The organism is Streptomyces sp. NPDC057099 (assembly GCF_042671245.1).
GTDB classification, from domain to species: Bacteria; Actinomycetota; Actinomycetes; order Streptomycetales; family Streptomycetaceae; genus Streptomyces; species Streptomyces purpurascens.
Genome location: NZ_JBHUTX010000054.1, coordinates 1 through 12,247, shown reverse-complemented (window position 1 = coordinate 12,247; position 12,247 = coordinate 1). Strand labels below are relative to the sequence as shown.

Here is a 12,247-nt window from a genome sequence, read left to right as displayed (position 1 = left end):
CGCGGGTGGCCGACTCGCTGTCGGCCGGTAGACGCAGACCTGCCTTGCCCGCCGGGCGCCCCCCTGTTTGACTCGCCGTATGACGAGTCACGGGGGACGGCGCTCCCAAGCCGAACGCGACGCGATCACCGTCGAGATCGGGTACGCGCTGTGCAGCGCGGCCTTCGCGGCGGCGGTCGTCTTCGGGGCCGTGGCCGGTCCCGCACTGCTCTTCGCGCTTCCGGACACTGTGGAAACCCTTCTGGTGCGCACCGGGCTGGTGCTCGCGCCCGTGCTCTTCGCCGTCCGGGTCGTCAGTGTGCTGCTCCGGTTCCGGTCGGGGGCTCAGCCCAGCCAGCCCGGCCGCACCAGCCCCGACTCGTAGGCGAGCACGACCAGTTGGGCCCGGTCGCGGGCGCCGAGCTTCACCATGGTGCGGCTGACGTGGGTCTTCGCCGTGAGCGGGCTGACGACCAGCCGGCGGGCGATCTCCTCGTTGGACAGGCCCATGCCGACCAGGGCCATCACCTCCCGCTCCCGCTCGGTGAGCCCGGCCAGGGCGTCGGCCGCCGCGGGTTCCTTGGAGCGGGCCGCGAACTCGGCGATCAGCCGGCGCGTCACCCCCGGCGAGAGCAGTGCGTCGCCCGCGACCACCGCCCTTACCGCGCGCAGGAGTTCGTCCGGCTCGGTGTCCTTGACCAGGAAGCCCGAGGCACCCGAGCGGATCGCCTCGAAGACGTACTCGTCGAGCTCGAAGGTGGTGAGCATGACCACCTTGACGTCCTTCAGTCCCGCGTCCTCGGTGACCTTCCGGGTCGCGGCCAGGCCGTCGAGCGCGGGCATGCGGATGTCCATCAGGACGACGTCGGGCCGCAGTTCGCGGATCCGGCGCACGGCCTCCTCGCCGTCGGCGGCCTCCGCGGCCACCTCGATGTCCGGCTGTGCGTCGAGCAGCGCCCGGAACCCTGCCCGGACCAGTGACTGGTCGTCGGCGAGCAGTACGCGAATCACCGGTCCTCCTTGCGTCGTCGTCCGGTCCGCGGTCGGCTCAGGTGCCGGCGGACGCCGTCAGCGGCAGTACGGCGAGCACCCGGAAACCTCCGTCCGGGCGGGGCCCCGCCTCGATGGTGCCACCCAGCGCGGCGGCCCGCTCCCGCATACCGACCAGCCCGTTGCCGCCGCCGCCCGCGTCGGCGCCGGTCGCGGGCCCGTCGTCGTCGACCCGCAACCGCAGCACGTCCGCGTCGTGCGCGAGGCGCACGCGCGCGTGCCGCGAACCCGAGTGCCGTACGACGTTGGTCAGGGCCTCCTGGACGATCCGGAAGGCGGCGAGGTCCGTGCCGGGCGGGAGGCGCGGCGGCTCTCCTTCCACCTCGACCGTGAGACCCGCGCTCGCCGCCTGCTCCACCAGCTCGGACAGCCGGTCGAGCCCGGGCGCCGGGGCACGGGGCGCGGCACCGGGCGCACGCAGGGTGTCGAGCACCTGACGCACCTCGCCGAGCGCCTCCTTGCTCTGGTCCTTGATCGTGGTGAGCGCCGTACGGGCCTGCTCGGGATCGGAGTCGAGGAGCGCGAGGCCGACGCCCGCCTGCACATTGATCACGGAGATGCTGTGCGCGAGGACGTCGTGCAGCTCCTGCGCGATCCGCAGCCGCTCCTCGTCGGCCCGCCGTCGCGCGGCCTCGGCACGCTCGGCCCGTTCCCGGACCCACTGCTCGCGCCGGACCCGGAACAGCTCGGACACCGCCGCGATCGCGACCACCCAGGTGGCGACGACGATCTCCTCGCCCCAGGAAGCGGCGGAGTCCCCCGACGGCGGCAGCCACTGGTAGAGCCAGTGCGCCACCAGGACGTGCCCGGCCCAGAGCGTTCCCATCGCGGCCCACGCCGCCCAGCGGTGCCCGGCGACGATCGCGCTGAAGCACGCCAGTGCGACGGTGAGGAGCACCGGCCCGTACGGATACCCGGCCCCCAGGTAGAGCAAGGCGGCGCCCGCGGTGCCGAAGACCACGGCCACCGGATACCGCTTCCGCCACAGCAGCAGCCCCCCGGCCACCACCAGCAGCACACGCGCGAACGGGTCGAGCGCCGCCCGCTCGCCCTCCTGGCCGTGCGCGGCGAAGGTCGAACCGACCAGCACGAAGACCGTGACCGCGACGGTGGACCGCCAGGGCCACCGGGGCGCACGCTCCCCCTCCCCCCACCGGTCCCACCACGGCGGCCCGTGGCGCCACCACTGCGGCGGGCCGCCCCGCGCGCGCTGCTCGTCCATACCGGCCACGCTAGACTCCGCCCGCCCGGAGCGGCGTCACCCAGGCGTGGTGATCACGCGTACTTCCCGGGAAGTACACCGTCGCCCGTTGACAGGCTCCCCTTACCTCCTTGGAGAGGATGCGAGATGGCGTCGTCGGAGTTACCGGAGTTCGACCACCTCCTGCACTGCGTGCCCGACGTGGAGTCCGCTGTCGCCGCCTACGCGGCCGCCGGGCTTCCCGGGCACACCAATGCGCCGTATCTGGGTTTTCAGAACGGTGCGTGGCGCCTGGACGTGCGCTACGTCGAGATCCTCGGCATCGTCGACCGAGCCGTGTTCGACGGATCGCCGTACGGCAAGGCCATGACGCCGATGATGCCGTTCGTCGACGAGCTCCTCGCGGCCGGCGGCGGTGCGCTCAACTTCGCGATCAACGTCACCGACATCGCCGCGACCACGGACCGTCTTCGCGGCGACGGTCATGAGGTCGAGGTGGTGACGTTCGCCCGGGAGGGCTCGCCCGTCTCCTTCCGGGAGGCGTTCATCGCGGACGCCCCGCGCTGGGCGCCGTTCTTCATCAGCTACACGCCCGACCGCCAGGTCATCCTGGACACGTACCGGGGCGGCGGAGGCAACCGCGGCGACCACGACCTCGCGGGATTCGTGGTCGAGACCCCGGACCCCGCCGCGTCCGCCGCCTGGCTGAGCCGGCTCACGGGTGTCCCGACGGCCGGGCCGGCCGTCGTGCCGCTGCCCGGAGCGCATGTGCACTTCGCCTCCGGTCCGGCGGACCGGATCACCACGCTGCTCCTGAGCGAGGGCACCCCGCCCACCACCGACATCAGCGGCCTGGCGCTGCGCCCTCGGTAGGTCCGGGCACCAGCCCCACTCCCCGGGCGAGTTGCCCCACCGCGTGGCGGAAGAACGGCGCCCGGTCCTCGACCACCCGGTGGAACTGGCCGAACAGCTCGAAGCCGACCAGGCCGTACAGCTGGGCCCAGGCCGCGACGAGAGCTGCCGCCGCCTCCGGGGGGAGGTCGGGCGCGAGATCGGCGGCGATCCGTTCGGCCTCCGGGCGCAGCTCGGACGGCAGTGAGGGTCCGGAGAGGCCTGAGCCACGGTGGGCGTCGCGTGCGATGCCGATGAGCAGGAGGCCGACGCGGGCGGCGGCCGGGACGGTGGTGTCGGGGGCGGTGTAGCCGGGCACGGGCGATCCGTAGATCAGCGCGTACTCGTGGGGGTGGTCCAGCGCCCAGCCCCGCACCGCCTCGCAGACCGCGATCCATCGGAGGAAGGGGTCGGCCGTCGGCTCATGGGCCGCCTCGGCCCGCTCGCCGAGGGAGTCGTAGGCGTCGATGATGAGTGCGGTGAGCAGGTCGTCACGGCTGGGGAAATAGCGGTACAGCGCGGAGGAGACCATGCCGAGCTCACGGGCCACGGCGCGCAGGGAGAGCCTGGCGGCGCCCTCGGCCGCTAGCTGTCTGCGGGCCTCGTCCTTGATGGCCGCGGTGACTTCGATCCTGGCCCGGGCACGGGCGCCGTGTGCGGTGCTCATGCGGGCAAGTGTGCCATGAAAGCAGAGCAGTGCACACAAACGAGAGCAGTGCTCTTGCTCTGGAGTGCCGACCTCGGGCAGACTGAACCCAGCGAGAGAGAGCAGTGCTCACAAAAGAGAGCGCCGCTCCCTCGCCGACAACGACGAGAGCACCGCTCCATCACACAGAGACCAGGGGGACCCCATGTCCACACACGTCCAGAAGCCCGGCTGGGTCACCGTCAACGTCATCAACCGCCTCGTGGCCTGGATGACCCGCCGCGGCATCAGCGTCTGGGGCTCCCGCGTCCTCGCCGTCCGCGGCCGCAAGAGCGGCCAGTGGCGCACCACCCCGGTCAACCTGATGACCCTCGACGGCCGGCAGTACCTGGTGGCGCCGCGCGGCCATGTCCAGTGGACGCACAACATGCGCGCGGCCGGCGGCGGCGAGCTGCACCTCGGCAAGCACGTGGACACGTTCTCCGCGACCGAGGTGGCCGACGACGACAAGACCCCGATCCTGCGCGCCTACCTCAAGCGCTGGAAGGCGGAGGTCGGGGTCTTCTTCAACGGAGTGGGCCCGGACTCGCCGGACGACGAGCTGCGCCGGATCGCCCCCGACCACCCGGTCTTCGAGATCACGGTGACGAGCTGACCTCGCCGTCCGACGTGGGACGGCGGTCCACCGCCGTCAGCGCCCGCTGGGCCATGGGATGGGTGCGGACGATCTCGCCCAGCGACGTGGCGCCCCGCGTGATGTCCTTGAAACCCTTCCAGGCCGGGCGGAAGCCCATCAGCGCACCGTGGAACAGACCGGGGCGACGCTCGAACGCCGTCAGCAGCCGCTTGCCGACGCTCATCTCCACACCGAGCCCGGCCTTGACCGCGAACGCGTAGTTGAGGGCCTGCCGGCGCGTGTCCACGGCGTCGTGCGCCTCGGCGATCCGCACCGCCCACTCCCCCGCGAGCCGGCCGGACCGCAGCGCGAAGGAGATGCCCTCGCGGGTCCACGGCTCCAGCAGCCCCGCCGCGTCACCGCAGACCAGCACCCGGCCGCGCGACAGCGGCGAGTCGTCGGCCCGGCAACGGGTCAAGTGCCCCGAGGAGATGCTCGGTTCGAAGCCGGCGAGGCCCAGCCGGCCGATGAAGTCCTCCAAGTACCGCTTCGTCGCGGCGCCTTCACCCCTGGCCGAGATCACCCCGACCGTCAGGCTGTCCCCCTTGGGGAAGACCCAGCCGTAACTGCCGGGAATCGGGCCCCAGTCGATGAGCACCCGTCCCTTCCAGTCCTCGGCGACGGTCTCCGGCACCGGGATCTCCGCCTCCAGCCCGAGATCCACCTGGTCGACCTTGACCCCGACATGCGCCCCTATGCGGCTGGCGCTGCCGTCCGCCCCGACCACGGACCGCGCGAGCAGGACCTCGCCGCCCTGCAGGACGACGGCGACCGTGCGCCGGTCCGGCACCTCCGAGCCGTGCTGCTCGACCCGCTGGACGGTGACGCCCGTACGCAGCTCGGCGCCCGCCTTCTGCGCGTGCTCGACGAGCTGCTGGTCGAACTCGGGCCGGTTGATCAGCCCGAACAGCATCTGCTTGGACCGGCGGGTCCGCGTGAAGCGGCCGTTGTGCGAGAACGTCACCGCGTGCACCCGGTCCTTGAGCGGCAGCTCGAAGCCGGGCGGGAGGGCGTCGCGCGAGGGGCCGATGATGCCGCCGCCGCACGTCTTGTACCGCGGCAACTCCGCCTTCTCCAGCAACAGCACGCGTCTCCCGGCGACCGCCGCCGCGTACGCGGCCGAAGCTCCCGCGGGTCCCGCACCCACCACGACGACGTCCCACACCTGCCGCGCGTCGTCCGCCGAAGAGTTCTCGCTGCTCACGATGGTCTACTGCTCCCGATCAAGCCGCCTGCCCTGCTGTCTCCCGCATCCTACGGCGGACCTGGTCACAGCCCGCTGTGGGAGGATCTACAGCACTCAACTCTTCAACGTCGCACCCACAAGGAGCGTGCCCATGTCGTCGAATCCGGTCGCCGAGACCGTCGCCTCGCTGATGCCGGGGGCGAAGGCGGAACTCACCGAACTGGTGGCCTTCCGGTCGGTGGCGGACTTCGACCAGTTCCCGAGGAGCGAGAGCGAGGGCGCCGCCCGCTGGGTCGCGGACGCGCTCGCCGCCGAGGGATTCCAGGACGTGGCCCTGCTCGACACCCCCGACGGCACCCAGTCGGTCTACGGCTGCCTCCCCGGCCCGGAGGGTGCGAAGACCGTCCTGCTCTACGCCCACTACGACGTGCAGCCGCCGCTGGACGAGGCCGGCTGGACGACCCCGCCGTTCGAGCTGACCGAGCGGGACGGACGCTGGTACGGGCGTGGCGCCGCCGACTGCAAGGGCGGCGTGATCCTGCACCTGCTGGCTCTGCGGGCGCTGAAGGCGAACGGCGGCGTGCCCGTCCACGTCAAGGTGATCGTCGAAGGCTCGGAGGAGCAGGGCACGGGCGGTCTGGAGCGGTACGCCGAGGAGCACCCGGGGCTGCTGGAGGCCGACACCATCGTCATCGGCGACGCGGGCAACTTCCGCGTCGGCCTGCCGACGGTGACCTCCACGCTGCGCGGTATGACCCTCGTCCGCGTCAGCGTCGACACGCTCGCGGGCAATCTGCACTCGGGCCAGTTCGGCGGTGCCGCGCCCGACGCGCTCGCCGCCCTGATCCGCGTCCTGGACTCGCTGCGCGCCGAGGACGGTTCGACGACCGTCGACGGGCTCGCCTCGGACTCGGCCTGGGAAGGCTTGCAGTACGACGAGGAGCAGTTCCGGCAGGACGCCAAGGTGCTGGACGGCGTCGAGCTGATCGGGGCCGGCACGGTCGCCGACCGCATCTGGTCGCGCCCGGCCGTCACGGTCCTCGGCATCGACTGCCCGCCCGTCGTCGGCGCCACCCCGTCCGTGCAGGCGAGCGCCCGCGCGCTGATCAGCCTGCGGGTGCCGCCGGGCGTGGACGCGGGCGCGGCGACCAAGCTGCTCCAGGCGCATCTGGAGGCGCACACGCCGTGGGGCGCGCGGGTGAGCACCGAGCACATCGGCGAGGGCCAGCCCTTCCGCGCCGACACCACCAGCCCCGCCTACCAGGCCATGGCCAGCGCCATGGCCGTGGCGTACCCGGGCCAGGAGATGCAGTACGCGGGCCAGGGCGGCTCCATCCCGCTGTGCAACACCCTCGCCGCCCTCTACCCGCGCGCGGAGATCCTGCTCATCGGGCTGAGCGAGCCGGAGGCCCAGATCCACGCGGTGAACGAGAGCGTGTCCCCCGGAGAACTGGAGCGGCTGTCGGTGGCGGAGGCGCTGTTCTTGCGGAACTACGCGGCGAGCTGACCGCCTCGCCCGCAGCACAAGGCCCTCGTCCCCGGCGGACCGTGATCGGCGGGCTGTGGCCGGGAGTTCAACGAGGCAGGCGTCGACGGGGTGGAGCCAGGGTCATCCTGGCTCCACCCCATGGTGCGGGCGTGTCATTGGAACTGTGCGAAGAACCTCCAGATCTCTGCTTTGGTCCAGGTGGTGACGCCGCTTTCGCCGGGGGAGCCGTCGACCGGACCGGGTATGTGGCCTCCGTCGAAGGCGGCCCATTGGACCGGGTACCCGGCACGGCAGCCCGAGTAGGTGGTGGTGATGTGCGTTCGGCTGCCCGGCGCGGGCTCGCGCGGGCTTTGCGCAGTGCAGCCGTTGTTGGCGACGAACTTGTCGCGCAGGGACCGTCCTTGCGCGATGCTGAGGACGTTGTCGCTGATGCCGTGGATCCCGAGGTAGGCGATGGGCTGGTTACCGCCGCTGCATCCGCTGATCTGAGCGCCGGAGATGACCGCGACGGCCCTGAAGACGTTCGCCCGGGCGCATGCGAGTGCGTAGCTCATACCGCCGCCCCAGCTGAATCCCGTGGCGAAACGCTGTGCCGGGTTGACACAGAGGCCGCCCTCGATCCGCCGGATCATGTCGTCGACGAAGGCGATGTCCTCACCGCCCGAATTGGCCCAGCCGTTGCCGAGGCCCTGGGGGGCGACGAGGATCGCGCCGTTGTTCGACTGTTCCTGTTGGCCGTAATAGGACCAGGCGTTCCCACTCGTGCCGCCCGAGGCGACGTCGCCGGCCGTTCCGCCCCGCCAGTGGAACGCGAAGATCAGCCGGTAGGGGCGGCTGTAGTCGTAGTTGGCGGGAACCCTGAGGATGAAGCTGCGGCTCTTGCCTCCGCTCTGCATCGTGTGCGTACCGCTCGCCAGGGTCGGAGGGCTGCCGCATCCGCCGCCACCGGACGACAGCTTGATCATCTGCCATTGCTGGTTGGCGCCGCCCCAGTCGGAGTACTGGACGACGTTGCCACCGTCGGCGGTGGAGGCGCCCTGTACCTCCACCGCCTTGCCGCTGGTGCGGTTGATCAGCCGGACGTGGCCCGCGTCGGAGTCGGCCAGGCGGAACTGCTGGTTGGCGCCGTTGCCGTCGGCCCACTGCTGGATCGCGGCACCGTCTGCGGTCGAGGCGCCGGCCACGTCGAGAACCTTGCCCGAATGCCGGGCCTTGAGTCGGTAGAAGCCGCCGCCGGAGTCCACGAACTGCCACTGCTGGTTGGCTCCGTCGTTGCGCGTCCACTGGTTGACCCGTGCGCCGTCGGCGGTGGACGTGCCAGAGACGTCCAGCGCCTTGCCGCTGTTGCGATTGACCAGGGCATACCAGGCATTGGTGTCCACCGTCGCCGCCTCGGCGGGCGCCGGATTCACCGCGGTGAGCATGCCGATCGCGAGGGTCGCCGCCACCACGGCGGCGACCCGGGACCACCAGCGATGCCTTCGTGGAGGGGCGAGGGAAGCCGCACCGTAGGTCTTCATCGATCCACCCTTTCGTTCGTGGCAGGTCCCATCAGGTGCGGGTCCAGCGCTGGTTGCTGCCGTTCGAGCAGGAGGAGAGCTGAATCAGGGTGCCGTTGGCGGTGCCGCCTGAGACGGTGTCGAGGCAGAGGCCGGACTGGGCGCCGACGATGGATCCGTCGGAGTTGAGACGCCATTTCTGGTTGTCGCCGCCCCAGCAGCTGTAGATCTGGACTTTGGTGCCGTTGCCGGTGCCGGCGGCGTCCAGGCACTTGTTGCCGTAGACCCTGAGCTCGCCGGCGGCGGTGTACGTCCACTGCTGGTTGGTGCCGTTGTGACAGTCCCACAGGTGGAGCTGGGTGCCGTCGGTGGTACTGGTGCCGGGCACGTCCAGGCAGCGGCCCGAACCGACGCTCTTGATCGTTCCGGAATCCGAAGGGGGCGTAGTGGAGCCGCCGTTGAGTGCGTTGAGGACGGAGGTGTAGGCGGGCTTCTTGCTTCCGTTGCCGTTGAACAGCAGCGGCGTGTCCCCCGGTCGCCAGGAGTCGGTGTCGCGCACGCCCCAGACGGTGATGCCGAGGCAGCGCGGGACGGCCAGGCAGTCGTTGGTCACGTTGGCGTAGGTCGTGGCCGGGGCGCCCTGGATGTCGAGTTCGGTGATGGCCACGTCGACGCCAAGGGCGGCGAAGCTCTGCAGGGTGGTGCGGAAGTTGCTGTTGTAGGGGCTGCCGCTGTTGAAGTGCGACTGGAAGCCGACGCAGTCGATCGGCACGCCGCGCTGCTTGAAGTCCCGGACCATGGCGTACATGGCCTGGGTTTTGGCCCACGTCCAGTTCTCGACGTTGTAGTCGTTGTAGCAGAGCTTGGCTGCCGGGTCGGCGGCGCGTGCGGTGCGGAAGGCGACCTCGATCCAGTCGTTGCCGGTGCGCTGCAGGTTGGAGTCGCGCCGGGCCCCCGAACTGCCGTCGGCAAAGGCCTCGTTCACGACGTCCCACTGGGCGATCTTGCCTTTGTAGTGGGCCATCACGCCGTTGATGTGGCCGATCATCGCCTGCCGCAGATTGCTGCCGCTGAGGCTCTGCATCCAGCCGGGTTGCTGGGAGTGCCAGGCCAGGGTGTGGCCGCGCACCTGCTTGCCGTTCTGCACCGCCCAGTTGTAGACGCGGTCGGCGGCGGTGAAGTTGAACTGGCCCCGCTGCGGTTCGGTGGCGTCGATCTTCATCTCGTTCTCGGCCGTCACCGAGTTGAACTCACGGCCCGCGATCGTCGTGTACGCCGAGTCGCCCAGTCTGCCCGAGGCGATGGCGGTACCGAAGTAGCGGCCGCTCTGCGCCGCCGCGGCGCCGAGCGTGCTCTCGGCGGCGTGTGCGGTCGGCGGCGCGACCAGTGCGGCGACCGCACCGAGTACGCCGACGACCAGCACCAGCACCAGGCTGCGGATCTTCCGGCGAACGGCCGGTCCGGGAAGGGCATGCGAGCCCATGACTGTGCCTCCAAAGTAGACATGACGGAAGGACTGAAGCGCACGGGGATGCGTCGTCCGTCCCCACTCGGCAGACGGACGGGGTGGGCCGAAACCGGGCAGCACGGAGTCACCGGGCAGCGCGGCCATAGGACGCGGCGCGTGACGGGGTGGCGCAGGTGCTTTGGGTGCGCATCTGTCGTTCAGCTGTGCGTGGATCTGCCGTGCAACACAGATTGCTCAGGCCGGGGGTAGTTCGATATCTCGAACTATGGACCGGTGCTCAGACACGGATGATTGAGGGATTGACGATGCATCGTCAATACTCTCCGCAGAAGAAGTTTTCGGATCCTGGCTCGAAACTTTCTGGCACCCCGGCGCGCCGGACAGGCCACCGCATCGCACATTCCAGGGATGCCGGCCAGCGCGACAGCTCGTCGAGCTCGAGAGCGAGGCGCTGTTTGCGGCCAGATCGGCGACAGGCCTTGACCAGCAGGCCCCGCATTCCTAGCTTGTGGCGTCGAAGCTTCCGGGAATTCCTCGAAATGTTTCGAGCTTTCCCTGCCTCCTGGCAGTCCGCTCTGCGGTTCACCGGGCTCACCCCGCCCCCCGAAGGAGTGCCCTCTGATGTGGTTTCGCCAGACGTCCCCGGTCCGTCCAAGACGCCTACTAGCCGTTCTCGCGCCCTTGCTGCTCATGGCCACTTTCCTCGGCGCCCAGCCCGCCCGCGCGGCGACCGTAGACCCCAACGCCTCGTATGTGCTGGTCAACCGCAACAGCGGCAAGGCCCTCGATGTCTACAACATGGCGACCAACGACGGCGCCCGCATCACCCAGTGGACCAGGAACGATCAGAACCAGCAGCAGTGGCAGTTCGTCGATTCCGGGGGCGGCTACTACCGCATCAAGTCCCGCCACTCGGGCAAGGTGCTGGACATCCACAACTGGTCCACCGCGAACGGCGGCTCGATCGTCCAGTGGGCCGACCTGAACGCCACCAACCAGCAGTGGCGGCTGGCCGACAGCTCGGACGGCCACGTGCGGCTCATCTCGCGCCACAGCAACAAGGCCCTCGAAGTACAAGGCGCCGCCACCGCCGACAACGCGAACATCGTCCAGTACGACGACTGGGGCGGCACCAACCAGCAGTGGCAACTCGTCAAGGTCGGCGGCGACAATCCCCCCGGCTCGTGCAATCTCCCGTCGGCCTACCGCTGGACGTCTACCGGCGCGCTGGCGCAGCCCAAGGCCGGGTGGGCCTCGCTCAAGGACTTCACCGTCGCCCCGTACAACGGCAAGCATCTCGTCTATGCGACGACGCACGGCGCCGCGGGAACGGGAGCGGGCTGGGGTTCGATGAACTTCGGCCTGTTCACCAACTGGCCGGAGATGGCCTCGGCCGGCCAGAACACCATGTCGGCTTCCACCGTCGCACCCACACTCTTCTACTTCGCGCCGAAGAACATCTGGGTGCTCGCCTACCAGTGGGGCGGCGGGAGCGCTTTCTCCTACCGGACGTCGAGCGACCCCACCAACCCCAACGGCTGGTCAGCACAGCAGGTGCTCTTCTCCGGAAGCATCTCCGGCTCCGGAACAGGACCCATCGACCAGACGCTCATCGCTGACGGCCAGAACATGTACCTGTTCTTCGCCGGTGACAACGGCAAGATCTACCGGGCCAGCATGCCGATCGGGAACTTCCCGAGCAGCTTCGGCTCGAACTACACAACGATCATGAGCGACACGGCGGACAACCTGTTCGAAGCCCCGCAGGTCTACAAGCTGCAAGGCCAGAACCGCTACCTCATGATCGTCGAGGCGAGGGGCTCGCAGGGCCGCTACTTCCGCTCGTTCACGGCCACCAGTCTGAACGGCTCATGGACACCCCAGGCCGCGACCGAGAGCAATCCCTTCGCCGGAAAGGCCAACAGCGGCGCCACCTGGACGAATGACATCAGCCATGGCGAACTGATCCGCACCAGCGCCGACCAGACCTTCACCGTCGATCCCTGCAACCTGCAGTTCCTCTACCAGGGACGCAACCCCAACTCCGGCGGCGAGTACGGCCACTGGCCCTACCGTCCGGGTCTGCTGACACTGCGGCGCTGACGGTGTGACACAAGGCCGGCTCCGATAAGGAGGCGGCGTGGCGGGCTCGGCGGAAGGCC

Annotated in this window: 11 protein-coding genes; 5 read left to right on the top strand and 6 right to left on the bottom strand. The window is 70.1% G+C overall.

What is annotated here, in order from left to right; genetic code table 11:
• Positions 1 to 79: 79 nt before the first annotated feature.
• Positions 80 to 364 (top strand): DUF6332 family protein, encoded by a 285-nt coding sequence (locus ACFT4A_RS36845; protein ID WP_382839443.1) that lies wholly within the window; start codon positions 80 to 82, stop codon positions 362 to 364.
• Here the strand turns inward: ACFT4A_RS36845 and ACFT4A_RS36840 are convergent.
• Together ACFT4A_RS36840 and ACFT4A_RS36835 are read right to left on the bottom strand one after the other, a co-directional pair.
• On the bottom strand, positions 325 to 990 hold the full coding sequence (locus ACFT4A_RS36840; RefSeq protein ID WP_382839441.1) for a response regulator: 666 nt from the start codon (positions 988 to 990) through the stop codon (positions 325 to 327). The genes ACFT4A_RS36845 and ACFT4A_RS36840 overlap by 40 nt on opposite strands.
• A 37-nt stretch (positions 991 to 1,027) precedes the next feature.
• Entirely contained in the window at positions 1,028 to 2,251 is a 1,224-nt protein-coding gene (locus tag ACFT4A_RS36835; protein WP_382839440.1) for a sensor histidine kinase, read from the bottom strand.
• A 126-nt stretch (positions 2,252 to 2,377) separates the two neighbouring features.
• Here ACFT4A_RS36835 and ACFT4A_RS36830 point away from each other — a divergent pair, with 126 nt between their 5' ends.
• A complete protein-coding gene (locus tag ACFT4A_RS36830; RefSeq protein WP_382839438.1) occupies positions 2,378 to 3,103 on the top strand; it encodes a VOC family protein in 726 nt (241 codons plus the stop codon).
• Here ACFT4A_RS36830 and ACFT4A_RS36825 read toward each other — a convergent pair.
• Positions 3,075 to 3,788, bottom strand: a complete 714-nt coding sequence (locus ACFT4A_RS36825) for a TetR/AcrR family transcriptional regulator (RefSeq protein WP_382839436.1) — start codon at positions 3,786 to 3,788, stop codon at positions 3,075 to 3,077. The genes ACFT4A_RS36830 and ACFT4A_RS36825 overlap by 29 nt on opposite strands.
• A 184-nt stretch (positions 3,789 to 3,972) precedes the next feature.
• Between ACFT4A_RS36825 and ACFT4A_RS36820 the strand changes: the two genes are divergently transcribed.
• A complete protein-coding gene (locus ACFT4A_RS36820) occupies positions 3,973 to 4,422 on the top strand; it encodes a nitroreductase family deazaflavin-dependent oxidoreductase (protein ID WP_382839434.1) in 450 nt (149 codons plus the stop codon).
• Here ACFT4A_RS36820 and ACFT4A_RS36815 read toward each other — a convergent pair.
• Complete coding sequence (locus ACFT4A_RS36815) at positions 4,406 to 5,647, bottom strand: geranylgeranyl reductase family protein (RefSeq protein WP_382839432.1); 1,242 nt, start codon at positions 5,645 to 5,647, stop codon at positions 4,406 to 4,408. The genes ACFT4A_RS36820 and ACFT4A_RS36815 overlap by 17 nt on opposite strands.
• A 133-nt stretch (positions 5,648 to 5,780) precedes the next feature.
• On the opposite strand from ACFT4A_RS36815, the gene ACFT4A_RS36810 reads away from it, so the two are divergent.
• Positions 5,781 to 7,136, top strand: a complete 1,356-nt coding sequence (locus tag ACFT4A_RS36810; protein WP_382839430.1) for a dipeptidase — start codon at positions 5,781 to 5,783, stop codon at positions 7,134 to 7,136.
• A gap of 134 nt (positions 7,137 to 7,270) precedes the next feature.
• Here ACFT4A_RS36810 and ACFT4A_RS36805 read toward each other — a convergent pair whose 3' ends face one another.
• Both ACFT4A_RS36805 and ACFT4A_RS36800 read right to left on the bottom strand, forming a co-directional pair.
• Positions 7,271 to 8,569, bottom strand: coding sequence for an RICIN domain-containing protein (locus tag ACFT4A_RS36805; protein ID WP_382839531.1), 1,299 nt, complete (start codon positions 8,567 to 8,569; stop codon positions 7,271 to 7,273).
• 100 nt (positions 8,570 to 8,669) lie between these two features.
• Entirely contained in the window at positions 8,670 to 10,100 is a 1,431-nt protein-coding gene (locus tag ACFT4A_RS36800) for an endo-1,4-beta-xylanase (RefSeq protein WP_382839428.1), read from the bottom strand.
• 606 nt (positions 10,101 to 10,706) lie between these two features.
• Here ACFT4A_RS36800 and ACFT4A_RS36795 point away from each other — a divergent pair.
• Entirely contained in the window at positions 10,707 to 12,188 is a 1,482-nt protein-coding gene (locus ACFT4A_RS36795) for a non-reducing end alpha-L-arabinofuranosidase family hydrolase (RefSeq protein WP_382839427.1), read from the top strand.
• The last annotated feature ends 59 nt before the right edge of the window (positions 12,189 to 12,247 follow it).